The following is a 24,280-nucleotide window of genomic DNA, read 5'->3' as shown; positions in this document are numbered from 1 at the left end:
TCGGCCGTCATTCGTCGACATATTGCTCGAGCGTCCTGGTCGGCGCCCCCTTGTGGGCGGAAGCAAATTGCGCGAGCGGAATCGAGGTCGTCACGGCAAGAAGATTTGAATCGACGAGTTCGAGCAGAAGCGTCTGACCGTTTTCCATTTCATCAATGATTTTCGGCGCCACGACGTCCGCCGCGACGCATAGATTGGTGAGACACCAGGTATAGGGAACGCGAAACGCGGCGCCATGATCGACGGCCAATTTCGGTGATTGTTGCAGGTACATCCCGACGGGCACGAACAGCTGCAGGCGGGCTGTGGGCGCGTCCTCCCGCTCGATCAGATCGATGCGCACGGCGGTCTGCCCGGTCGGGAAGCGCCCAGTGATCGAGGTTCGGCAGAGGGTGGGCGCACCGCCAGCCCTGAAGCACAGTTTTTGCCAGCTGCCATAGCTGATGTCGTTGGCGTCACGCTGGCCGCGTGTTGCGACCTCGGCGGGCTTTTCGGATTGCGCTGCCACGGGTGAGGCGACGCTCGAGATCGTGGCGGCCCCGATTGCTGCAACCATCAGGAGGCCAGAGAGACAATCAAGAGCACGGGCCATCGCTGCAACTCCGAAATCCGGACTCAGTTCTGCGCATCTAGAAACCTGGCGACCAACGGCGACCAGAGCGGGACCGCATCCGGCGAACCGAGGAAGAAATGTCCCTCGTTGCCGAACGGCGGCATCAGGTGATATTCGGCCCGGCCGCCGGCGGCGAGGAAGGCCGTGTGCATGCGCTTTGACAAGTCGGGACCGAAGAACGTGTCGTTCCCGATGTAGATCCACAGCATCGGCACGCGCGACGTGCGGCCGAAATCGGCGGTGGCCTCGACCAGCCGGTCGGGTGCGCAATTGTTGTTCGGCTTGCCGCCGACCCGTCCGCCGCGCCCCCCGGCAAAGACAATGATGGCCTTCACCTGCGGCGGGTTCACGCTCGACAGGGCGATCGCGCCCCAGCCGCCGGCGGACTGCCCGACGACGATCACGTCCTTCGGGATGATCCGCTTTTCGGCGGCCAGGTAGTCAATGATCCAGAGGTCGACCTGGGCGATCGCGAGGCCCGCATCACGGAAATTGGGATTGGTGCACTTTCCGATTTTCGAGAAGAACGGGCCGAACAGCCCGCGTTCGGGGATGTCGATCGCTTGCGCGCCATAGCCGCTGCCCACCGGCGCCACCACAAGATAGCCGCGCTTCGCAAACCATTTGGCGGCGTCGCGAAATTCGACCAGCGGGAAAAGGCTGCGCTGGGTCGCGTCGAGCGAGACGCCGTGATTCATGATGACGAGCGGAAATGGACCGTCGCCGACCGGGCGCACCAGATAGGCGAACATCGGCAGCGGCAGGGGCAGCGCCCAGATTTCCTCCTGGATGCGGACCTCGTCCCCGGCGCGCGTAGACGATGCGGCCATGATGAGGGCGAGGAAGGTGATCGCGAGAGAATGGAGCAAGGCAGGTCCGCGTCGCATCTGGGCCCCCTCAACCTGCGTAGGTTGCGGCCACGACGATCGGGCCGAGCACCGTGAGGACGACATTGCCAACAGCGTAGGGGACGGCAACGCCGAGCACCGGCGTCTGGCTCTCGGCAACGTCGCAGGCGCCGGTGACGGCGGCATCGACCGTCATCGCGCCGGCGAGCGCGCCGCAGGTCACGACGGGGTTCATGCGCAGCAGATAGTAAGCAGCCAGCGTTCCGACCGTCATCGGAACCAGCGTGACCACGATGCCCATGCCGACCAGCAACAGACCGTGCGCCTGGATCGCCGACCAGGCGGCAAGGCCGTTGCCGAGTCCGATCGCCGCGATGAAGCCGCCGAGGCCGATGTCGCTCAGGGTCTGCTGCGCGGCCGGCGGCATTGCACCAATTCCGGGTCTGCGCGTCCGCAGCCAGCCGCAGACGAGCCCGGCGATCAGTGCGCCGCCGCCACCACCCAGCGTCAATGCAACAGTGCCGACTTTGAAGCTGGCAAGGCCGGCCAGAAGACCCACTGCGATGCCGGCGGCAAGATAGGCGATGTCGGTTCGATCGCCGGTATTCAGGGGGTGTCCCACTTGCGCCGCTGCACGCGCGATATTGCTGGTGCTGCCGACCAGCGTCATGACGTCGCCGAGATAGACCCGCGTGTCGGGACCGAGAGGCACTTCCCGCCCCATGCGCGTGAGCGCACGCAGGAATACGCCGCGCGCATCGGATCCAAGCCGGTCAGCGATCTCGCGAAGTGAGCGGCCGTGCAACTTGCGGCTTTCAACGAGCACCTCGATCACATTGCCGGGCAGGTTGCGCAGCAGCTCTCCGGCGTCGATCTCGGCGCCGATTATCGGCTTGGCCGCAACGATCGCGGCGGTCGGTCCGGCAATGACAATGTCGTCGCCGGCCTCCAGCACGGTGTCCTGCTGCGGCTTGATGTCGGCCCCGCCGCGCACGATGCGTTCCACGACCGTGCGGCTGCCGATCTCCGCCTCGATCGCGCCGATGGTGCGACCTCCGCCGGCCGACACGCGATAGGCGCGGGCCTGAAATTTGCGATAGGACAGGTTTTCCGCCTTTGGTGGCGCACCACCGGCGAGCTCGGCCTCGAGCTTTTTCGCCTCTACCTTCAGATCGATCCGCATCAGCCGTGGCGCGACGAATGGCACGAACAGGAGCGTCAGGATGTAGCCGAGCACGTAGGTCACGGCATAGCCCGCCGCGATGTTGGCTTCCTGCTGCTTCAGCACGTCGCTCGGCAGGCCGAGCTGCTGTAGCGCGCCGGATGCGGTGCCGATCACCGAGGATTGCGTCAGCGCCCCGGCGGTCAGTCCTGCCGCTGTCCCCGTGTCCAATGTGAAGACACGAGCGAAGGTGAGCACCAGGACGAGCCCCGTGGCGCCGATCACCAGCGCGAGCACGACCTGTGCCAAAGTCCGCACGCTCAGCGAGGCGAAGAATTCCGGTCCAGAACGGTAGCCGATCGTGAAAACGAACAGGCTGAACAGAATCGCCCTGAGGATCGGCGGGAACGTGAAGCTCCCGAGCTGTCCGATCAGCACGGCGACGATCAGGATGCAGGCGGTAGTTCCGATCGAGAAGCCGCGAACCCTGATGCGGCCGAGGATGGTGCCGATCGCGATCGCGAGCAGCAGGAAAATTTCCGGTGCGGTGGCGATGCTCCACCTGACGGTTTCCATGGCATTCCCCCGGCACTTCGGCGTGATTTGATTGGCGGCGGCGGGATGTTGCTTGATCCAGATCAAGCCTTCGCGGCGACGTGGCGGCGCCTATGACGCGATGGAATGTTCGCGACAGCCCAATTTTCCGACATGAGTACCATGGACCTCGCCGCCGGCGCGATCCGCCGCGATGAGACGGTCGGGATCGTCCTGCTGCTCGCCTTTGCCGGCGGCTATATCGATGCCTATACGTGGATCATCCACGGTGTGATGGCGAACGCCCAGACGGCCAACCTGATCTTCCTCTGGGTCTATGCGATGGCCGGCAACTGGGCGAAGGCCTTGCACTTTGTGCCACCAATCCTGGCTTTCGCGATCGGAATCGTGCTTGCAGCCTGGCTGCGCCGCGTAGCGGGCGAGCGGGCCAGCGCGATCAGCACGTTGATCGAGATCCTGCTCTTGATAGCGATCGGCATCCTGCATAATCGGTTGCCCGATCTGGCCGGCACGCTCGGTATTTCCGCCGTGGCGGCGATGCAGGCCGCGATGTTCGTCAAGGTCGAAGGAACTGTGTGCAGCACGGTGATGATCACCGGCAATATGCGTCAGGCCATCGAGAATGTCTTCGCAGTCGCAGCAGGCGGTGCGCCGTTGGGAGCGCTGCGCCGCTCGGGCATCTTCTTCGCATTGTGCGCCGTGTTCGGCTTCGGTGCCGCCGCCGGTGCCTTTGCGACCAAGAGCATCCCCGATCTCGCGTTGGGCCTGCCCGTGGTGGCGCTGTTGATTGTGCTGCTGCGCTGCGAGGCGTTCCGTTCGGAGGAGGGGCGATGAACCGGCCATCCGCCCCGACCTGGACGCGATTCTTTCCACCGGCCGAATGGCTCGCGGCCTACCGACGCGAATGGCTGCCCTCCGACGCGATCGCCGGCATCACGCTCGCCGCCTATGCCATTCCGGTCTCGCTCGCCTATGCCGCGCTCGCCGGCCTGCCGCCGCAGATCGGCGTCTATGGTTACATGCTCGGGGGCATCGGCTATGCCTTGTTTGGGGCGTCGCGCCAGCTCGCGATCGGCCCGACCTCGGCGATCTCCCTAATGATCGCCGGGACGGTCGGCGCCCTTGCGGGAGGCGATGCGGTCCGCTATGCGCAGATCGCAAGCCTTACGGCCTTTGCAGTGGCTGTGCTGTGCTTCATTGCCTGGCTGTTCAAGCTTAGCGTGCTGGTGCGCCTCGTCAGTGACAGCATCCTGGTCGGCTTCAAGGCGGGGGCAGGGCTCACCATCATCATGAGCCAGTTGCCGAGCCTGCTCGGCATCGCTGGCGGCGGCCACAATTTCTTCGATCGCGCCATCAAGCTGTCCGGGCAGCTCGGCGGCATCGATCTGCTTGTGCTGGGCATCGGCGCGATCGCGCTGCTGCTGCTTCTGCTTGGCGAACGGCTTCTGCCGGGAAAACCCGTCGGCATCACCGTCGTTGCACTCGCGATCGCATCGGCAACGCTCCTGGGCTTGCTCGCCCTCGGTGTGCCCGTCACCGGGAAGATACCGGAAGGGCTGCCGACGCTGGGACCCCCGACATTCGGGCTGCTGGAATTCGACGACCTGTTCCCGCTCGCGGCAGGCTGCGTGCTGCTTGCCTATATCGAAGGCGTATCAGCGGCGCGCAGCTTTGCCGCCAAGCACGGTTATGCGCTCGACGTTAGACAGGAGTTCCTGGGGCTGGGCGCGGCGAACCTCGCCGCCGCCTTCGGCCATGGCTATCCCGTCGCGGGCGGTCTGTCGCAATCGGCCGTCAACGACAATGCCGGCGCGCGGACGCCGCTGGCGCTGGTGATCTGCTCGGTGGCGCTCGGGCTGTGCCTGCTGTTCTTCACGGGGCTGCTGACCAACCTGCCGAAAGCGGTGCTCGCCGCGATCGTCATCGCCGCCGTCTACAGGCTGGTCGACGTCCGGGCCCTGCTGCGAATGTGGCAGGTCAGCCGGATCGACTTCTATGCGGCGGCGATTGCGCTGATCTCCGTTCTGTTGCTCGGCATCCTGCAGGGCGTTCTGCTGGCCTCGATCGCCTCGATCTTCCTGTTGTTGGCGCGGGCCTCGCAGCCGAATGTCGCGTTTCTCGGCCGCCTGCCCGGCAGCGGGCGATATTCGGATAGCGCCAGACATGAGGGCATCGAGCCGCTGGTCGGGATCATCGCTTTCCGGCCCGAAGCCTCGCTGCTCTACATCAATGCCGAGACGATCCTCGACACCGTCCTGACGGCGCTCCGGAGGTCGCCCGGGGTCCGGCTGGTCGCCTGCGATCTCTCGGCCTCGCCCTATATCGACCTGGCCGGTGCGCGCATGTTGCACGATCTCTACGACGAACTTGCGTCACGCGGGGTGACCTTCTGCATCGTCGGCGCTCATGCGCAGCTCCGCGACCTGCTGCGCGCCGAAGGACTCGCGGACAAGACCGACAGCGGCCAGTGGCTGCGGTCGCTCGACAGCCTGCTCGGGGATGATCAGGCGAGCATCGCACAACGAACGGTCTGATGTTCTCGTGTTGCGCCGCGAAGGCATCGTATCGGTGCGCAGAATGCACGCGACCGTTGACTTGGATCAATGGTGCATTTGGCGCCGCACCCACGATCCTCTCATCAACCTTCGCCTCAGGGATCGGGAGAGACGCATGTCCAAAGACGCCAAGCCCACACAGAAGCGCATTGATCAGTTCTTTTCGGGCCCGGGGGCACGGGCTGACGATTGGCGTGATCTTGTCGATGCTGCGAAGGCGTGGGCTCGCGGCGGCGACCGAGCAAAATACGATGCAGCACTGGCAGATCTCTCGGTCACTGAGGAGTTTCACGGCTATCCCGGCCTGCAATTGATGGCAGCGCTGCGTGAAGCGGCGGCCGCCGGCGATGGGGCAACGTCGCTTGCTCTTGCGACCCGGATCACCCAGGCGTTGGCGACGCGATCCTTCCGCCAGCATGCCGGCGACTGGAGCGCGAAGGACGAAGGCAATGGCGATGCACCCGAGCTGGTTCCCCCGACCTTCGGCGCACATACGACACGCAGGCCCTATTTCGAGACCCTGATCGTCACCGGGGTATCTCCTGGCCAATGGCCGGCGCTAGCCGCCGAATGGCGTAAGCTGCGCCGCCCGGTCGATGCTTTCATTTATGAGCCAGTCATCGTCGGCAGCCTCGAAGACGCCTTCTGTGCGACGATGCTCAATCCCAACATTGGCGCCGTCATCATCAACGAGGGTTTTGGACTGCGCTCGCGGCATAACGCGCCGGTGCTCCGCTCGATCGCGGCGTCGGCAGGCCTCAACGACGAGTCGGACGCGTCGGCGCTGCGGCTTGCCCAGATCATCAAGCGTGTCAGGCCCGAGCTCGATCTCTACATGATCTCAAATCGCGACGTCGAGGAACTCGCCGGAAACCCCGAAGCCAGCGTGGTCCGCCGCATCTTCTATTCGGTTGAAGAACTTCTGGAGCTGCATCTGTCGATCCTCGAAGGCATCCAGGATCGCTACGATACGCCGTTCTTCGACAATCTGAAGAAGTACGCGCAGCGACCGATCGGGACGTTCCACGCGCTGCCGATTGCCCGCGGCAAATCCATCTTCAAGTCGGACTGGATCCGCGACATGGGCGAGTTCTACGGCCCGAACCTGTTCCTGGCCGAGAGCAGCGCCACCACGGGCGGCCTCGACAGCATGTTGGAGCCGACCGGCAACATTAAAAAAGCGCAGGAGAAGGCCGCTCGTGCGCTCGGCGCTGATCGTGTCTTCTTCGTCACCAACGGCACCTCGACCTCCAACAAGATGGCGGTGCAGGCGTTGCTCGCGCCGGGCGACATTGCGATCGTCGACCGCAACTGCCACAAGTCGCATCATTACGGCATGGTGCTCGCCGGCGCTCAGCCGCTCTACGTCGAAGCATTCCCGATGACGGAATATTCGATGTATGGCGCCGTGCCGCTGAAGACGATCAAGCAGGCGCTGCTTAGCGCGAGGGCCGACGGCCGGCTCGACCGGGTCAAGATGGTGGACCTCACCAACTGCACCTTCGACGGCCACATCTACAACACCCGCCGAGTCATGGAGGAATGCCTCGCCATCAAGCCCGACCTGATCTTCTTATGGGATGAAGCCTGGTTCGGCTTCGCGCGCTTCTCACCCTTCCTGCGCCGGCGCACAGCCATGGGGGCCGCCAACGAGATCGAAGCCTGGATGCACCATCCGAAGTCGGTTGCGGCCTATGAAAAGCAGCAGACCGAGCTCGGCAAGAGTCCGTCGGATGAAGTGCTGCTCAAGACGCGGCTGATTCCCGATCCACGCCAGATCCGGTTGCGCGTCTATCAGACCAACTCGACCCACAAATCGATGTCGGCGATCCGGCAGGGCTCCATGCTCTCGGTCAAGGACGTCGAATTCCACACGGTCGAGCAGCAGTTCAAGGAGGCCGTCTTTACTCACGCCTCGACAAGCCCGAACCAGCAGCTCATCGCCAGCCTCGACATCTCGCGGCGTCAGATGGAGCTGGAAGGGTATGGCCTCGTCGCTAATGCGATGGAGATCGCGCTCGCCATCCGCCACGCCGTCAACAACAACCCGCTGCTATCGAAGTATTTCCGCATTCTTGGCGCCGATGTCATGGTGCCGGCGCAGTATCGCCAGAGCGGCTTCACCGATTATCTCGCCCCCGGCGTCAACTGGGCGAATACGCTGAAGAGCCTGGATGAGGACGAGTTCTGCCTCGACCCGACCCGCATGACGCTGGTGTGCGGCATGGCCGGCTATGACGGCACGCAGTTCAAGGGCATTCTCGCCAACGAGTACAACATCCAGGTCAACAAGACCTCGCGCAACTCGGTGCTGGTGCAATCCAACATCAACAACACCCGCAGCGACGTCGCGCATCTGATCCGCGTCCTTGCCGAGATCGCGGGCGAGGTCGATCGCGGACTTGCGCAAGGCGGCGCCAACGCGAAGAAGACGTTCGAAGCCCGGGTCAAGAGCTTGATGACCGACGTGCCTGACTTGCCGAACTTCTCGCATTTCCATCCGAGCTTCCGCGGCGATGCCGGCACCAAGACCAATGAAGGCGACATCCGCAGCGGCTTCTATGCCGCCTATGACGTGGCGGGCTGTGAGCACATGCGCCTCAATGATCCCGAGATCGACCGGCGGCTGAAAGCCGGGCCCGAGCTCGTCTCCGCCAATTTCGTGATTCCCTATCCCCCGGGCTTCCCGATCATGGTGCCGGGGCAGGTCATCACCCAGGAGACCATCGACTTCATGCGCAAGCTCGATGTGAAGGAGATCCATGGCTACGACGCCAAGGAAGGGCTGAAACTCGTCCGCACCGAAGCACTGGCCAAACTAGGCAGGCCAAAGCCGACGACAACGCCGAAGCTCAAGGCCGCGTCATAACCCGTTAGAGGGGACGAACATGCAGGCGTTCTTCACGTTCTTGCAGCAGAATCCGTATCTGTTGCTGTTCTTCGTCGTCGGGCTCGCCGTTTATATCGGCCGGGCCAGCATCAAGGGCTATGGCCTCGGCATGGTCGCCGGTGCCATCGTCGTGGGCGCCGGGCTCGCGGTCTGGTCTTCGAGCTACGGCGTGAAGCTCGAGCTGAACAATTTCACCAAGAGCTTGTTCTACTATCTCTTCATGTACGGTGTCGGCTTGCGGGTCGGGCCTTCCTTCCTCAACAGTTTGAGGGGCGACGGCATCAAGTTCGTGTTCCTGGCGGTGGTGTCGAGCGTTCTCGGCCTCGCGCTGGTCGTCATCTTCGCCAAGCTTTTCGACCTCCCGACCCGGCGCCGCCGGCGGCATGTTGGCGGGCTCGCAGACCATGTCGGCTGCAATCGGCTCGGCTGAACAGGCCATCACCTCGGGTGTCGTCAAGCTGCCTGAAGGCATGAAGCCCGAGGATGCAACGGGCATGATCGCGCTATCCTACGGTATCACCTACATCTGGGGTACTGTCGGCATCATCCTGATTTGCAAATACCTGCCGCGTTGGTGGGGCATCGATGCCAAGGCGGCGGCGAAAAAGTACGAGAAGGACTTCGGCGTCAAGGATCTCGAGGGCGGCGGCCTGACCGGTTATCGGCAGTTTGGTCTGCGTGCCTATCGACTGGAAAATACGGCGCAGGTCGGCATGAGCATCGCCAAATTCCGCTCGATCCATCCGGAGTACCGCATCGTCAACGTGGCGCGCGGCGGCGAGCCACAGGGAGCCGATCCCGATCTCGTGCTACAAAAGGGCGACGTCGTCGCGCTCGGCGGCTCGACGGAGCATCTCACCGACAAGATGGGCCTGATCGGGCCTGAGGTGGCCGATACCGCGGCGCTGGGCATTCCCATGGATCAGGCGGATATTCTTGTCACCAACAAGGAGATGGTCGGACGGACCTTTGAATCCTTCCGCGACACGGCGATCGCCGGCCAATTGCAAGTCACCAAGGTCGAGCGTGGTGGTGTGCCTCTGGCCGCCGGTCTCAAGACCGAACTGCAGCGGATGGACATCGTCTCGGTGGTCGGCCTCAAGTCGGCCGTCAATGAACTCGGCGAGATGTGGGGACGCATTGCGCGGACCAACACGTCGACCGACCTGTTGACGCTGGCCGTGGGCATGATCCTCGGGTTCCTGATCGGCCGGATCGAATTCCCGGCGTTCGGTGCCAAGATCGGCCTCGGCAATGCCGGCGGCCTGTTGCTGTCCGGCGTGATCGTATCTTCGATCGTGTCGCGGTTGCGCTTCTTCGGCAACACGCCGAATGCGGCGCGCAACGTGCTGGAGGATCTCGGGCTCGTCGTCTTCGTGTCCATTGTCGGCATCAATGCGGGTGCCGGACTCCTGGCGCAACTCACCGGCGCGGTTGCCTTGAAGATATTCATCGCCGGCTTCATCGCCTGCACGATCCCTCCGTTCATCGTCTGGGCGATCGGCTTCCATATCTTCAAGATCAACCCGGCCGTGCTGATGGGCGGCGTTGCCGGCGCCAGGTCGCATTCCGGGCCGTGTCGTGAAGCGGCGGTCGAAATCCAGAGCACGGTACCCTGGATCGGATTCCCGGTCGCCTATGCCGTCTCGGGCATCCTGCTCACCGTGTTTGGCTACTTCGCAATGATATTGGCTCAATAAGGGGAAGAAAGCATCATGAGAAAATTCACCTCCGGCGCTGTCCTGGTCGCCTCGCTCGCCGCCTTTGCCGGCTCCGGCACGTCCGCGCGTGCCGATACCGGTCAGGTCGCGGTCGTCTTCACCAAGGGCGGCTTCATCGTCGGCGCCGGCGGTGGAGAGGGGGTTCTGCTCTACCGGGGCAAGAAATATCCATTCACGGTTTCGGGTATGAGCGTGGGCCTCACCATTGGAGCATCAACGACGAAGTTCACCGGCCGCGCGCTCAATCTGAAGGGGCCGGCGTCGATCGAAGGCCCCTACGCGGTGGGCGGTGCGGGTGGGGCGGTCGCCGCCGGTGCCGGCGCCGTACAGCTGCAGAACGCCAATGGCGTGATCCTTCAGCTCAGCGGTCCAAGGGTCGGCGCGGAAGTGTCGGCCGCGGTCGGCGGGGTCACGATCCGTCTGAAGTGATCGGAGCAGGCGACGGGCTGCGTCAGCGCAGCCCGCTCGCCTCTCAATAACGCTCTGCCACGAAATTCATACCCTTCAGGCCAGCCTGGTCGTTGTAGCGACCCCTGTCGGATCGTTTCGGCAGCTTGATTTTATCCTTCTTGATCTGCTTGTAGGGAATGGCGCCGAGGAGGTGGGCGATGCAGTTCAGCCGAGCCTTCCGCTTGTCGTCGGACCGGATGATGTACCAGGGCGCGTCTTTCGTGCTGGTCTTCTTCAGCATCAGGTCGCGCGCCCGCGAATAGTCGTACCAGCGCCGGAACGACTCCAGGTCCATCGGACTGAGCTTCCACTGCCGGACGGGATCATCGATCCGGGCCTTGAAACGGCGCTCCTGCTCGTCCATGCCGACCTCGAGCCAGATCTTGATCAGGATGATGCCGCCGTCGATGACGTACTTCTCCATCTGCGGGCACAGGTTGAGGAAGCGCTCGTGCTCGGCGGGGGTGCAGAAGCCCATGACGTATTCGACGCCGGCGCGGTTGTACCAGCTTCGGTCGAAGATCACGATCTCACCACCGGCCGGAAATCGCTCCATATAACGCTGGAAGAACAATTGCGTCTTCTCGCGGTCGGATGGCGCGGGCAGTGCGACGACCCGGAACACGCGTGGGCTCACCTTCTCCGTGATCGCCTTGATGGTGCCGCCCTTGCCGGCGGCATCCCGGCCCTCGAACAGGATGATGACGCGGAGCTTGTTCTCCCGCACATAGTCCTGGAGGTGACACAGTTCGACCTGGAGCTTCTCGAGCTCCTTCTCATAATCCTTCCGCTTCATCCGCTGCGCAGCTGCGTCCTTGGGCATGCCGCTCCTTCCTAATCGTCCCAGGATATGGTCACACCGATGTCGCCGGGCACGCCGCCGGGAAAATCAATGATCTGATAAGCGATGCGGTAGCCGCGCGGCTTCAGATAATCGGTCCAGAGTTGGAAGATCTCCTTGGGGATCCCGGTCAGGGTGTTTTCCCAACCTTTTTCCATCTGGTTTATTGCGCGGCCCTTGTCGGTGCACAGCGAGTTGGGAAAGCGATAGACCAGCACTTCCGTCAGGCCGTTGCGCACCGCGCGCTGGATGATGGTTGAGGCGAGCTTGATCTTCTCCTCCTCGGTCTTGCCGGAGGGCTTGCTCAGGCGCTCGATCAAGGCACGCTTCTCGGCCTCGGCCGCAGCGGCAAGGCGCACATACTCATCCGCCTTTTCGGCCTCCTTGAGGGCGGCTTCCTTGCGAATCTGGGCGGCGCTGGGAATGAGATCGTCTAGGCCGGGCATGGGCGGCTCCTGGTGATTGCGCGATCAGCATGCTGCAGACGCTAGGTTGGCTCGGCCGCGGTTCCTTGACTCAAATCAAACAAATGCGAACATGCCCGAACACAGTGCTGCCCATGCACGGTTTGACCGGGAGAGACGCTTGAGCGAGCAGCTTCATCCGATGGCCCCACATCATCTGCCGTTCTATCTCGCACCGGGAAGCGGGACCGACACGCTGATGGTGGTGATGGGCGTATTCCTGATCGGTACCGTGCTCTGGATCGGCACGCTCTATTGGAAGCTGCACAGCCTGCCCGAGCGCATGGCTCACAAATCGCAGAAATTGCAGTTCGAGCTCGTTGCCGTGCTCGGCCTGATCTCGCTGTTCACGCACATGCACATCTTCTGGATCGCCGGCCTGCTCCTCGCGATGATCGATCTTCCGGATTTCGGCACGCCGTTGCGCAGCATTGCGGGGTCCGTCGAGAAGATCGCCGACGCGACGCCGGCCTCCGATGCGGAGGAAGTCCAGGCCGAGGCAGCCGTCGCGCCGCCTCCCGCGGACAAGGCGGGACCCGCCAAGGAGAAGGAGCGCAGTCATGCTTGAGCTGCTGATCTGCTCCCTTGTCACGATCCTGCCGGACTACCTCTACCGTCGCTACGCTCAGGGCAAGCGCTTCGGCAAGGAAATCACCTTCTTCTCGGTGTGGTACGAGCTGCGCTGGGGCATCACGGCCTGCCTGATGCTGACGATCTCGTTGATCACGATGATCTTCTATTTCCATCCGTCCACGTCCTCGGCGGCGATCTACTTCCGTACCGTGCCGATTCTCCCCGAGGGCTCGGGCCGTGTGGCTGAGGTCAAGGTCGGCTTCAGTGCGCCGGTCAAGAAGGGGGATGTGCTGTTCACGCTGGACGCCTCGAAGCAGCAGGCCGCCTACGAGACGGCGAAGCGAAAGGTCGCGGAGGTCGACGCCGCCATGCAGACGGCGCAGGCCGACGTGATCAAGGCTGAGGCGCAGATCGGGGAGGCGAAAGCCAACTACCAGCAGGCCAAGGACGAGCTCGAGGTCAAGAGCGAACTCCAGCGTCGCAATCCGGGCATCGTCCCGCAACGGGATATCGACAAGCTCCAGGTGCTGGTCGACCAGCGCCAGTCCGGCATCGATGCTGCGACGGCCGCGAAGCAATCGGCGTCCTTGCATGTCTCGGTTCTGCTGCCGGCCCAAAAGGCCAGCGCCGAAGCCGCGCTTGACCAGGCCCAGGTCGATCTCGACAAGACGTCCGTGCGTGCCGGCGTCGACGGGCGCGTCGAGCAGTTCCTGGTTCGCCCTGGCGACGTCGTCAACCAGCTGATGCGTCCCGCCGGCGTGCTCGTTCCGGAGGGGGCGGGCCGCAAGGCACTGCAGGCCGGTTTCGGCCAGATCGAGGCGCAGGTCATGAAGCAGGGCATGGTCGCGGAAGCGACCTGCATCTCGAAACCCTGGGTGATCATTCCGATGGTGATCACGACGGTGCAGGACTATATCGCGGCCGGGCAGTTTCGCACCGGCGAGCAGCTCATCGATCCTCAGAATGCCGTCCGACCCGGCACAATCCTGGTCTTTCTGGAGCCGCTTTACAAAGGCGGCCTCGACGGCGTCACGCCCGGCTCGAGCTGCGTCGTGAATGCCTATACCAGCAACCATGAGGAGATTTCGGCCAAGGACACCTCGACCAGCCGGAAGATCGCGCTGCACGTCGTCGACGGTGTCGGCCTCGTGCACGCGCTGCTGCTGCGGATCCAGGCGCTGTTGCTGCCGATCCAGACGCTCGTGCTGAGCGGCGGGCATTGAACGAGAGAAGAGGACGGACGAGACGTGGTCGCCGAAAGTCGTCCTCGCCTGCCATTTCGGGCGTCGTGAGCTGGTCCCGCGCGATAGGAACTCGCGCGAGGAGGTGTGCAAGCATTGACTCATGTCAAGCAAGACGATCGCCGACGCATCTCAATGTCCTTCATCCGAGGAGGATATGCGATGAGATCAACAACAATTCTTCGTACCAAATTATCTGGCATCGGCACGGCTCTGCTGCTCGCGGCGATCTCGCCCGCGCACGCCGATGATCCGGCCAAGATCCTGAAATCGATGACGGACTATCTGACCAGCCAGAAAACCCTGTCTGCTTCGTTCGACAGCGACATCGAGATCATCACGCCCGAGCTTCAGAAGATCCAGTTCGCGAGTTCCGGGCAGATCAGGCTGGGCAGGCCCGACAAGCTCCGCGTCAGGCGCACCGGCGGCTATGCGGATGTCGAGCTGGTCTATGACGGCAAGACCGTCTCGCTCTACGGCAACGACGCCAAATCCTACATGCAAGCCGAGCTGGCAGGCACGGTGGACCAGATGATCGGTGAGATGCAGGCCCATTCCGGGCTCGGCATGCCCGGCACCGATCTGCTGCTCACCAACGCATTCGAGGAACTGATGGGCACGGCGACCGACGGCAAGCACATCGGGCAGGGCGTGGTCGACGGGGTCGAATGCGAGCACCTCGCATTTCGCACGCCCGAGACCGACTGGCAGATCTGGATCGAGACGGGCGCCAAGCCGGTGCCGCGCAAATACGTGATCACCAGCAAGACGGTGACGGGCGCGCCGCAATACACGCTGCGGACCAGGGACTGGAAGACCGACGCGTTTGCCGAGGATACCTTCGTGTTCAAGCCGCCGGCAGGCGCCACCAAGATCGAGATCAACTCGGTCGCGATGGCCGAATTCGACGAACTTCCCCCGGGCACACCGACAGGAGCCAAGAAATGATCATGCTGCGAAAGACCTTGATCGGCGCGGCCGCAACGGTCGCCTTTGCTGCCGGACTGTCCTGGAATGGTTCACCTGGCATCGGCGAGAGCAGCTTCTTGTCGGAGGCGCAGGCGAGGGTGGGCCGTCCGCTCACGCCCATGAGCTATGCCGGCGTCGCGCGTCGAACGACGCGCCGTGCGGTCGCGGTTGGTGCCGCGGCGGGGGCGGCCGGCGCCTATTATGCGCCCTCCTGCGCGCAGGTCGTGGACGCCTATGGCCGCGTCGTCACGCGCTGCTGAGGCCCGCCTCGGGGGCTGTCCGTATGGCGCGATTCCAGCTAGAATTGCCTGGAAAGCAGCTGCCGTAAGCTGTGAGGGTGCAGCATGAGCGGGGGCGCGTGCATAGACCGGCTGAAGCCACGGCTCATTGCCGCGCTCCTATGTCTCGGCCTGCTCGTGGCCGAGTGCCTCTCGGCCGGGCAAGCCGATGCGGTCGAGCGGAGCCGGCGCGGCGAGCTCAAGCGTGTGCTGGTACTGCATTCCTTCGGTCGCGAGTTTCGGCCATGGAGCGAGTATGCGCGCGACATCAAGGCCGAGCTCGAGCGGCAATCGCCCTGGCCGCTCGATATCCAGGAGCACGCGCTGCTCACCGCGCGCTTCAACAACCCTGGTCCCGAGGCGCCCTTCGTCGAATATCTGCACTCGCTGTACGAAGGTGCGATGCCGGACATCGTCTTGAGCATCGGCGCGCCTGCCGCCCGGTTTGCGCAGAAATATCGCGCCAGGCTGTTCCCCGATGCGCCGTTGATCCTCTCTGTGGTCGAGCATCGGCTGATTAATCGCACCGACCTCTGCGACAACGATGTCGTGGTGGCCGTCCGCAACGATTTTGTCGCGGCCTTTGACAACATTCTTCAGGTCCTGCCTGATACAAAATCGGTTGCGATCGTCGTGGGAGCCTCGCCGCTCGAGAGGTTTTGGACGGAGGAGCTGAAGCGGGAGCTGAAACCTCTCGCGGAGCGGATCGAACTCGTCTGGTACTCGGATTTGTCCTTCGAGGAGATCCTGAAGCGCTCATCGAAGCTTCCGGCTCACACCGCGCTGTTCTGGGGGCTGATGTCCGTCGATGCGGCCGGGGTGGTCTATGAGAGCGACTGGGCGCTGCGCAGCCTGCATGCCGTCGCGAACGCCCCGATCTTCTCCTACCAGGAGCCGTTCTTCGGCGAGAGCACGGTCGGAGGACCGATGCACTTGATTGGGGAAACGACGTCGCGGACCGTCAGCGCCGCGATCGGCATTCTCGGCGGCGCGAAACCGGCGAGCATCAATTATGAGCCGATCGCCTTCGCCGCGCCGCGTTACGACTGGCGGGAGCTGCAGCGCTGGGGCATCAGCGAGAGTCGTCTGCCGCCGGGAAGCGCAATCCTGTTTCGCGAGCCGAGCATCTGGCAGCGCTATCACTGGCAGATGCTGATGATCGCGGCCGTGTTCCTGGTCCAGGCCGGGCTCATCAGCGGGCTCCTGCACGAGCGACGCCGCCGGCAGGTTGCCGAAGTTGAATCGCGCCATCGGCTGACGGAACTCGCCCACGTCAACCGCTACTCGGCCGTTGGCGAGCTGACGAGCTCGATCGCGCATGAATTGAACCAGCCACTCGGATCGATCCTGACCAATGCCGAAACGGCAGAGCTCATGCTCAAGGCTGCCCAGCCGGATCTGGTCGAGATCCAGCAGATCCTCGCCGACATCAGACGGGACGACCAACGGGCGAGCGAGGTGATCCGCAGGCTGCGCAGCATCCTGAAAAAGGTCCCGTTCGAGATCAAGACCATCGGGCTCAACGATACGGTGCGCGAAGCAATCGATCTCGTGAAGGCCCTCGCTCAGGGGCGCCGGATCACGTTGAGCTATGTGCCGGCCCTGGTCGGCCTTCACGTCAAGGGAGATCCGGTCCAGCTTCAGCAGGTCATTCTCAACCTGATCATCAACGCAATGGATGCGATTTCCGATGCGGACGCCGGAAAGCGGGAGGTCAGCGTGTCGACGCTCAGCACCGGCAATCAGGCCGAGATCAGGATCGCCGACTCCGGGCCCGGAATACCCGCCTCCGATCTCGCAAGTCTGTTTGATCCGTTCTTCACGACCAAACCGCACGGCATGGGCATGGGCCTCGCGATCGCCAGAACCATCGTCGAGGCCCATCACGGCACAATCGCCGCGGCGAACCAGCCTGCGGGCGGCGCGCTGTTCACGATCAGGCTTCCGACCGCTCGCTGAGCGGGCGGTATCTTGATCTTGATCAAACATCACGACGCTGAAGCCGTTCTCTCTCGGTCGCATGACAAGTACGACGGGCGAGCGTGAGGCGTATGAGACGTCGTGACTTCATGAGGCTGGTTGGTGCTGCCGCTGCATTGCCGGTCCTGGCGAAAGCCCAGGACCGAATGCCCGCCGTCGGCGTGCTGACGGGCAATGTCGCCGGTGATCCCGGGGCGCAAATGCGCGTGGATGCCTTTCAGCAGGGTCTCACCGATCGAGGCTGGGTCGCCAACCAGAACTACCGCCTGGAGGTGCGCTGGCCGGGCCCCGATCCGGCGCGCCAGAAGTTGGAGGCGCTCGAGCTCGTCGCCGCGGCGCCGGACGTGCTGTTCTCGACCAGTACGGGATCAACACGGGCGCTGCGCGATGCAACGCAGCGCATTCCGATCGTCTTCGTGGGGCTTTCCGATCCGGTAGGGACGGGGCTTGTCGCCAATCTGGCCCGGCCGGCCGGAAATCTGACCGGCTTTTCGCTCTATGAGCATTCGATGAGCGGGAAGTGGCTCGGCCTCTTGAAGGACATGGTGCCGGGAATGAGCCATGCGGCCCTGCTGTTCAATCCGGAATCGGCACCCTACGGACCGTTCTATGTTCAAGCGGCGCACCAGATGGAAAGCCGTCTCGGCATCAAGATCGCCGGTGCGAGCGTTCGCAGCGGTCCGGAGATCGCGGGAGTGATCGAGACGGCGGCGCGCACAGGCGGCGGCCTCGTCGTGCTGCCGGATGGCGGCTTCTTCGGAACCCACAGCACGATGGCCATTGCATTGCTGGCGCAGCGGCGCGTGCCTGCCATCTTCGCAGTCCGATTCTACGCGTCGAATGGCGGATTGATATCGTATGGTGCAGATCTCACCCAGCAATTTCGTGATGGCGCCGGCTATGTCGACCGCCTCCTGCGCGGTGCCGATATCAGCACTCTCCCGGTGCAATTTGCCACCAGGTTTGAGCTCGTCATCAACATGAAGACCGCCACGGCCCTCGGCCTGACGGTGCCGAACCGGCTTCTGCTGGATGCCGAGCTGATCGAATGATAATTCGATCTTTGCGCTGCAGCAGCCGCGATGACTCGTTTCGTTGATCTCGATCAACAAATGCCTGCGCCCCGGCTTGATCCTCCCGCACTGAAGTCCGAGGGAGGATGTGATGTTTCGTTGCGGCAAGATCCTGATGGCGCTGGCGCTCTTGATGTCGACCTCGGTCGCTGCGACGGCGCAGATCACAACGACACCTGCAGCGCCGGCGACGCAGGCGCAGCCTGCCAGTCCGCCTGCGCCGACGGCCGAGCTCTTGAAGCCCGAGCAGCTCGAGGCCCTCGTCGCGCCGATCGCGCTTTATCCCGACGAGTTGCTCGCCAATGTACTGGCCGCCTCCACCTATCCGCTGGAAGTGGTGCAGGCCGACCGCTGGCTGAAGGAGCGCAAGGGCCTGAAGGGCGATGCGCTGAAGACGGAGGTGGAGAAGCAGGGTTGGGACGACAGCGTCAAGGCGCTGGCGAGTACCGCCGATGTCCTCGTGATGATGAGCGATCAGCTCGACTGGACCAAGAAGCTGGGCGATGCCTTCCTCGCGCAGCAGCCCGACGTGATGGATGCGATCCAGCGTCTGCGCAACAAGGCCTATGACAACAAGAAGCTCGTCACCACCAAGCAGCAGAAGGTCAGCGTCCAGTCTCAGGAAGGCAAGCAGGTCGTCGTGATCCAGCAGGCCGATCCCGCGGCGATGTACGTGCCGTATTACGACCCGGCGACCGTCTACGGCAGCTGGCCCTATGCGGAATATCCGCCGTATTACTGGGGCTACCCATCCTATATCGGCGCCGGCGTGGTCGCGGCCGGCATCGCCTTCGGCACGGCCTGGGCGATCGGACGCTGGGGCAATTACTGGGGCGGCGGCTGCAACTGGGGTAACCGCAACGTCTATGTCAACCATCGCACCACGAACATCGGCAATGGCTGGCAGCACAATCCGGCGCATCGCGGTGGTGTCCGCTACAACAACAGCAATGTTCAGCAGCGCTTCGGCAACAACAATCTGAAGGCCGGCGTGTCGGACCGGATGGATTTCCGCGGCCGCGATGGCAACCAGGTGCTGCGTCCCGACCAGGGTGCCGGGGACCGGGCGGGAGATCGTGCGGGTGATCGCGGCGGTCCAGGAGATCGCGCTGGGGATCGCGCAGGTGATCGCGCCGGCAATCGTGGCGACCGTCCGGGCGCGGGCGATCGCCCCGGCGCAGGTACGCTCGACCGGCCCGGCGGCGGAGATCGTGCCGGTGCCGGTGATCGTGCCAAGGGTGCGACCAAGGGCGGCGGCGATCGCGCCAAGGCTGCGAACCGCGCCGGCGGTGGTTCGGCCAATCGTGGCGGCGGCAATCGCGGCGGTGCCATGAACGTCTCCTCTGGCCGCTCGGCTGCCGCAGCATCCGCACGCGGCCGTGCCAGCATGGCGAGCATGCCGCGCGGTGGCGGCGGCGGACCAAGCTTTGCCGGGCGCGGAGGCGGTGGTGGAATGGCGATGCGTGGCGGCGGAGGCGGCTTCCGTGGCGGTGGGGGCGGCGGCCGGCGCTCGGATATCGCGCTCAAGCATGACATCGTCCTGCTCGGACACCTCTCGAACGGCCTTGGCTATTATCGCTTCAGCTATATCGGCAGCGAGAAGGCCTATGTCGGCGTGATGGCGCAGGAGGTCGAGCAGGCGATGCCCGCTGCCGTGACCCGCGGCAGCGATGGCTATCTGCGCGTCCACTACGAAAAACTCGGCCTGACGTTCCGCACCTATCGCGACTGGCTCGCCGGCGGCGCGAAGATTCCTGCGGAGGTGATGCCATGACCGGTCTGAGATCGTTTAGCCGTGCGCTGATGCCCGGCGTCCTCGTGCTCGCGCTGCTCGGATCGGCCTCTCTCGCGCAGGAATCCTACAAGACACCGGAAGAGGCGGCGTCTGCTCTTGCTGCCGCGGTCAAGAGCGGCCCGAAAGACATTCTGAAAGTTCTCGGCCGCGCCGCCGAGGATATCGTGTCATCCGGTGACGAGGTCGCCGACAACGACATCCGTCAGCGCTTCAGCTCCATGTACGACGCCAAGCACGGCATCAAGGTGGAGGGCAACAAGACTGCCACCTTGATCCTCGGGCCGGACGACTTCCCGTTCCCAATCCCGCTGGTCAACACCAAAACGGGCTGGGCGTTCGACACCGACGAGGGACGCATCGAGGTGCTGCGCCGTCGCATCGGCCGCAACGAGCTCGACGCGATCCAGACCGCGCTCGCCTTCGTCGACGCGCAAAACGAATATGCGGAAAAGGACCGCGGCGAAGGCGTCGGCGTCTACGCGCAGCGCATCGTCTCCTCGCCCGGCAAGAAGGACGGCCTGTTCTGGCGCGACGACAGCGACCCGAGTCCGCTCGGCGCGCTCGCGGCCGAAGCCTCGAAGGAGGGCTATCGCGGCGGCGATGTAGGCCCTGCACCTTATCACGGCTATTACTTCCGAATCCTCAAAGGGCAGGGGCGGGACGCACCCGGTGGTGCGCTCAACTACGTCGTCAAGGGCAAGATGATCGGCGGCTTCGCCCTGATCGCCTGGCCCGCGGAATACGGCAATTCGGGCGTGATGACCTTCTTGGTCAATCATGACGGCGTCGTCTATCAGAAGGATCTCGGCAAGCGCACGGCGTTCATCGCCGAGCGCACAACATTGTTCGATCCCGACGAGACCTGGAAGAAGGTCGATGCCGCAAAACCCTGAGCCGCGCGTGCGCGCATTTCGCCTGATCGCGCTGCTCCTGCTCGCGCTCGGGCTGACCCTGCCGGCGGCGCCGTCCTTCGCGCAGGCCACCGGTCAGGTCAGAGTGAAGATCGTCAAAGCGGGAGTCCTGGCCGGCGGTGGCGTGGGCAGCGGCGTGTTGACGTACCGGGGCAAGACCTATCCCTTCAAGGTCAGCGGCGTGAGCTTGGGCATCACGGTCGGTGCAACTGTCGGCCGCCTCGACGGCTGGGCATCCGGCATCCGGGAGGTCAGTGACTTCGCCGGCAACTACAGCTCCGTCGGCGGCGGCTTTGCGCTGGTCGGCGGCGCCAACGGTGTGCACCTCCGCAACGAAAAGGGCGTCACGATGGTGCTGCAAGGCCCGAAGGCGGGGCTCGAGTTGGCGGCCAATATCAGTCGGATCACGATCGCTTTGAGGTGAGGCTCAGGCCGCTCGCGCGATCAAAGCAAGAGCGACAGGCGCACGGTTCTCGGATCGTCACTCCGCGCAGGCTTGAAGCCCGCCTTCGCGAACACGGTTCGCATGGCTCCGTTGTCGGATAGAACCTCGGCCACGAGCTCTCGTAGACCTTGCGCGCGCGCAATCTCCGTCAGATGCTTCAACAACAGCGAGCCCACGCCGCGACCTTGCCAGGCATCCACCACGACGAAGGCCATCTCGGCCTGGCCGGGCTCGATGACGACATACCGGCCGCCGCCGACAATGGTGTATCGCCCCTGTTCTTCGGCGAGAGCGGCCAGCGCGACGTGATTGCTGAAATCCACGTCCATGAAGAAGGCGCGCTCCTTCTCGGAGAAATGCCGTTTCAAAACGAAGAACCGGTTCTGCAGCGACTGCGGTCCTGTACGCGCGACGGCGGCGAGCATGTCCGCCTCGTCGCTGGCGCGAAGCGCGCGGACCTGGATCGGGGTGCTGTCCTTCAGCACGGTTTGCACGCTGTAAGTTGCAGCTTGGGACATTGTCGATGTCGCTCTTTCAAAACCGCCCGGCCGGGTCTCTTGCCCTATAATGCAGGATAGACGCCTCCGAAGCGTGCAGATCATCTTGACCTAGATCAACGTTCGTCCTCGCTCAGCGCCGTCAATTGGCCAAGGCGACGGAGAGGTCGAGAACATGTCCATGCACAAGATGCAAATTCCGGGCGGTCCCATGTCGGGGCTGGTCGCCTCGGCAGTCGAATACCTCGTCGATGCGGGACAGCGCAGTATCCTGTTCCTGGATATCATGCGCCGGCGCGGGGACCAGTACAGGGAGCACCTCGCGCAAACCGCCCCGCATGTTCTGCAATATGCGGCGGAGTTGATCATCGACGGGCGCCAGCTCGCCGAACCCGTCAATTACGCGCTGGTGCGCATCGTTCCGCCCGCCAACGTCGAGATCGACATGAACCGGCGGCCGTTCGTCGTGGTCGATCCGCGTGCGGGCCACGGCCCCGGCATCGGCGGCTTCAAGGCCGACAGCGAGATCGGGGTGGCGATGAAGGCAGGCCATCCCTGCTATTTCATCGGCTTCCTGCCGGACCCGATGCCCGGTCAGACCATCGAGCGCATCGCGCGTGCCGAAGCCATCTTCATCGAAAAGGTCATGAGCCTTCACCCGGATGCCGACGGCAAGCCCTGCGTGATAGGCAATTGCCAGGCCGGATGGGCCGTCATGATCCTGGCCTCGCTACGTCCCGAGCTATTCGGCCCGCTGATCATCGCCGGCGCGCCGCTGGCCTATTGGGCCGGCGTGCATGGAAAATATCCGATGCGCTACTCGGGCGGGCTGTTGGGCGGAAGCTGGTTGACGGCCCTGACCTCCGATCTCGGCGCCGGCAAGTTCGATGGTGCTTGGCTGGTGCAGAACTTCGAGAACCAGAACCCGTCGAATACGCTCTGGACCAAGCAATACAACGTCTATTCCAAGGTCGACACCGAGGCGGATCGTTATCTCGAATTCGAGCGTTGGTGGGGCGGCCACGTCAACCTGAACGCCGAGGAGATCCAATTCATCGTCGATGAGCTGTTCGTCGGCAACAACCTCGCGGCCGGCAACATCGAAATGTCCGATGGCCGGAAGGTCGACCTTCGCAACATCAGATCCCCGATCGTGGTGTTCTGCTCGGAGGGCGACAACATCACGCCGCCGCAGCAGGCGCTGCATTGGATCCTCGATTGCTATGCCGATGTCGATGAGATCAGGGCCTATGGCCAGACCATCGTCTACACCGTGCACCAGAACATCGGCCATCTCGGCATCTTCGTCTCGGGCGGCGTTGCCAAGAAGGAGCACGCGGAATTTTCCAGCAACATCGACCTCATCGACGTTCTGCCGCCCGGACTCTATGAAGCGACTTTCGAGGCGAAGGATGAGGAAACCGCAAGTTCGGATCTGGTCGTCGGCCAGTGGGTGATGCGCTGCGAAGCGCGGACGCTCGACGACATCCGCGCCATGGGCGGCAATTCGCCTGAGGACGAGCGACGCTTTGCCACCGCCAAACGAATCTCGGAAATCAACCTGGCGGCCTATCGAAAATTTGTCCAGCCATGGCTCAAGCGCATGGTGACGCCACAGATGGCCGAATGGGCTCACAACATGCATCCGCTGCGGCTGCAATACGAGCTGTTCAGCAGCCAGAATCCTTTCATGGCGACGGTGAAATCATTGGCCGAGAAGGCCGCCGAGAAGCGCAAGCCGGTCGCTGCGGACAATCCGTTCCTGGCGTTCCAGGAGCAGATCTCGAAGCAGGTCGTTCACGCCCTCGACAGCTGGCGCGATTCACAGGAGGCGCTCAGCGAAGCGATGTTCCTCAGCGTCTACGGATCCCCGGCGCTCCAGGCGGCGGTCGGGATCGATCCGACGTCCACGCCGTCGCGTCGGCGTGAGATGTCTGCCGAGCATCGCACCATGCTCGAGAAGCGCATTGCCGAGCTGAAGTCGCGGATCGGTGAGGGCGGCCTCCGTGAAGCGGCGTTGCGCGCTTTGCTCTATGTCGGCTCGGCACGGGGGATGGTGGACGAACGCAGCATCGAGGCTCTGCGCCGGGTCCGCCGGGATCATGGCGGCGCACGCATGTCTCTTGCCGAGTTCAAGATGCTGGTACGCGAGCAGTTCTTCATGCTGCTGCTCGACCGGGAAGGGGCGCTCGCTGCAATCCCGAAATTGCTGCCTGACGACATGAACGTTCGCCGCGCAGCATTCGAGGCGATCGAGCAGGTGCTGTCGGCCAGTGCGGATGTCACCGGCGAGCGCGCAAACCGGCTGCGGCAGATCGCTGGCCTGTTTGGCCTCGACTCCGCGGAAGGTACCGAAAGGGCGTCGAACGTTGCCCCTTTCGATCCCAAGGCGAAGGCGTCGTAGCGCGAGTTGCAAGGA

Annotated in this window: 22 protein-coding genes; 16 read left to right on the top strand and 6 right to left on the bottom strand. The window is 63.7% G+C overall.

The window, feature by feature from the left end; all coding sequences use genetic code 11:
- Positions 1-7 precede the first annotated feature (7 nt).
- The 3 genes from ABIA45_RS09250 to ABIA45_RS09240 form a co-directional block, all read right to left on the bottom strand.
- Positions 8-592: an invasion associated locus B family protein gene (locus tag ABIA45_RS09250; RefSeq protein WP_404651791.1), complete on the bottom strand. Its 585-nt coding sequence runs from the start codon at positions 590-592 to the stop codon at positions 8-10.
- A 23-nt stretch (positions 593-615) separates the two neighbouring features.
- Positions 616-1,443, bottom strand: a complete 828-nt coding sequence (locus ABIA45_RS09245) for an alpha/beta hydrolase family protein (RefSeq protein WP_404655637.1) — start codon at positions 1,441-1,443, stop codon at positions 616-618.
- 67 nt (positions 1,444-1,510) lie between these two features.
- On the bottom strand, positions 1,511-3,199 hold the full coding sequence (locus tag ABIA45_RS09240) for an aspartate:alanine exchanger family transporter (RefSeq protein ID WP_404651790.1): 1,689 nt from the start codon (positions 3,197-3,199) through the stop codon (positions 1,511-1,513).
- A 132-nt stretch (positions 3,200-3,331) separates the two neighbouring features.
- Here ABIA45_RS09240 and ABIA45_RS09235 point away from each other — a divergent pair, with 132 nt between their 5' ends.
- The 6 genes from ABIA45_RS09235 (at position 3,332) to ABIA45_RS09210 (ending at position 10,773) form a co-directional block, all read left to right on the top strand.
- On the top strand, positions 3,332-4,012 hold the full coding sequence (locus ABIA45_RS09235) for a YoaK family protein (protein WP_157284503.1): 681 nt from the start codon (positions 3,332-3,334) through the stop codon (positions 4,010-4,012).
- Positions 4,009-5,712 carry a SulP family inorganic anion transporter gene (locus ABIA45_RS09230; RefSeq protein ID WP_404651788.1) on the top strand — a complete coding sequence of 568 codons (1,704 nt, stop codon included), beginning with the start codon at positions 4,009-4,011 and terminating at the stop codon, positions 5,710-5,712. The genes ABIA45_RS09235 and ABIA45_RS09230 overlap by 4 nt, the downstream gene beginning before the upstream one ends.
- Positions 5,713-5,848: 136 nt before the next feature.
- The gene (locus ABIA45_RS09225) at positions 5,849-8,602 is read left to right on the top strand and encodes a decarboxylase (protein ID WP_404651787.1); all 2,754 of its coding nucleotides are present in this window, start codon (positions 5,849-5,851) and stop codon (positions 8,600-8,602) included.
- Between the two features lie 19 nt (positions 8,603-8,621).
- Complete coding sequence (locus tag ABIA45_RS09220; RefSeq protein ID WP_404651786.1) at positions 8,622-9,053, top strand: hypothetical protein; 432 nt, start codon at positions 8,622-8,624, stop codon at positions 9,051-9,053.
- Positions 9,028-10,323, top strand: coding sequence for a TrkA C-terminal domain-containing protein (locus tag ABIA45_RS09215; RefSeq protein ID WP_404651785.1), 1,296 nt, complete (start codon positions 9,028-9,030; stop codon positions 10,321-10,323). The genes ABIA45_RS09220 and ABIA45_RS09215 overlap by 26 nt, the downstream gene beginning before the upstream one ends.
- Before the next feature lie 15 nt (positions 10,324-10,338).
- A complete protein-coding gene (locus ABIA45_RS09210) occupies positions 10,339-10,773 on the top strand; it encodes a hypothetical protein (RefSeq protein WP_404651784.1) in 435 nt (144 codons plus the stop codon).
- Between the two features lie 43 nt (positions 10,774-10,816).
- Here the strand turns inward: ABIA45_RS09210 and ppk2 are convergent, their stop codons facing one another.
- Positions 10,817-11,617 carry a polyphosphate kinase 2 gene (gene ppk2 / locus ABIA45_RS09205; RefSeq protein WP_404651783.1) on the bottom strand — a complete coding sequence of 267 codons (801 nt, stop codon included), beginning with the start codon at positions 11,615-11,617 and terminating at the stop codon, positions 10,817-10,819.
- A gap of 11 nt (positions 11,618-11,628) precedes the next feature.
- Complete coding sequence (locus tag ABIA45_RS09200; protein ID WP_025035470.1) at positions 11,629-12,081, bottom strand: hypothetical protein; 453 nt, start codon at positions 12,079-12,081, stop codon at positions 11,629-11,631.
- Positions 12,082-12,241: 160 nt separating this feature from the next.
- On the opposite strand from ABIA45_RS09200, the gene ABIA45_RS09195 reads away from it, so the two are divergent.
- The 9 genes from ABIA45_RS09195 (at position 12,242) to ABIA45_RS09155 (ending at position 21,343) form a co-directional block, all read left to right on the top strand.
- Positions 12,242-12,667, top strand: coding sequence for a hypothetical protein (locus tag ABIA45_RS09195; protein ID WP_404655635.1), 426 nt, complete (start codon positions 12,242-12,244; stop codon positions 12,665-12,667).
- The gene (locus ABIA45_RS09190) at positions 12,660-13,895 is read left to right on the top strand and encodes an HlyD family secretion protein (protein WP_404651781.1); all 1,236 of its coding nucleotides are present in this window, start codon (positions 12,660-12,662) and stop codon (positions 13,893-13,895) included. The genes ABIA45_RS09195 and ABIA45_RS09190 overlap by 8 nt, the downstream gene beginning before the upstream one ends.
- 180 nt (positions 13,896-14,075) lie before the next feature.
- A complete protein-coding gene (locus ABIA45_RS09185) occupies positions 14,076-14,861 on the top strand; it encodes a DUF2092 domain-containing protein (RefSeq protein WP_157284337.1) in 786 nt (261 codons plus the stop codon).
- Positions 14,858-15,142 carry a hypothetical protein gene (locus ABIA45_RS09180; protein ID WP_275502014.1) on the top strand — a complete coding sequence of 95 codons (285 nt, stop codon included), beginning with the start codon at positions 14,858-14,860 and terminating at the stop codon, positions 15,140-15,142. Before ABIA45_RS09185 ends, ABIA45_RS09180 begins: the two co-directional genes overlap by 4 nt.
- 84 nt (positions 15,143-15,226) lie before the next feature.
- Positions 15,227-17,119 (top strand): ATP-binding protein, encoded by a 1,893-nt coding sequence (locus ABIA45_RS09175; protein ID WP_404651779.1) that lies wholly within the window; start codon positions 15,227-15,229, stop codon positions 17,117-17,119.
- Between the two features lie 92 nt (positions 17,120-17,211).
- Entirely contained in the window at positions 17,212-18,192 is a 981-nt protein-coding gene (locus tag ABIA45_RS09170; RefSeq protein ID WP_404651778.1) for an ABC transporter substrate-binding protein, read from the top strand.
- 112 nt (positions 18,193-18,304) lie between these two features.
- Positions 18,305-19,987 (top strand): DUF3300 domain-containing protein, encoded by a 1,683-nt coding sequence (locus tag ABIA45_RS09165; protein ID WP_404651776.1) that lies wholly within the window; start codon positions 18,305-18,307, stop codon positions 19,985-19,987.
- A complete protein-coding gene (locus tag ABIA45_RS09160) occupies positions 19,984-20,901 on the top strand; it encodes a DUF2950 domain-containing protein (RefSeq protein ID WP_157284346.1) in 918 nt (305 codons plus the stop codon). The genes ABIA45_RS09165 and ABIA45_RS09160 overlap by 4 nt, the downstream gene beginning before the upstream one ends.
- Positions 20,885-21,343, top strand: coding sequence for a hypothetical protein (locus ABIA45_RS09155; RefSeq protein WP_271542176.1), 459 nt, complete (start codon positions 20,885-20,887; stop codon positions 21,341-21,343). Before ABIA45_RS09160 ends, ABIA45_RS09155 begins: the two co-directional genes overlap by 17 nt.
- A gap of 20 nt (positions 21,344-21,363) precedes the next feature.
- On the opposite strand, the gene ABIA45_RS09150 is transcribed toward ABIA45_RS09155, so the two are convergent.
- The gene (locus tag ABIA45_RS09150) at positions 21,364-21,882 is read right to left on the bottom strand and encodes a GNAT family N-acetyltransferase (protein WP_333919458.1); all 519 of its coding nucleotides are present in this window, start codon (positions 21,880-21,882) and stop codon (positions 21,364-21,366) included.
- A 154-nt stretch (positions 21,883-22,036) separates the two neighbouring features.
- Here ABIA45_RS09150 and ABIA45_RS09145 point away from each other — a divergent pair, with 154 nt between their 5' ends.
- A complete protein-coding gene (locus tag ABIA45_RS09145) occupies positions 22,037-24,265 on the top strand; it encodes a DUF3141 domain-containing protein (RefSeq protein WP_271542178.1) in 2,229 nt (742 codons plus the stop codon).
- Positions 24,266-24,280: the final 15 nt, after the last annotated feature.

The sequence above is a fragment of the Bradyrhizobium sp. USDA 336 genome, from assembly GCF_044908355.1.
Lineage (GTDB): Bacteria > Pseudomonadota > Alphaproteobacteria > Rhizobiales > Xanthobacteraceae > Bradyrhizobium > Bradyrhizobium yuanmingense.
This window is presented reverse-complemented; position numbering and strand designations above follow the sequence as displayed.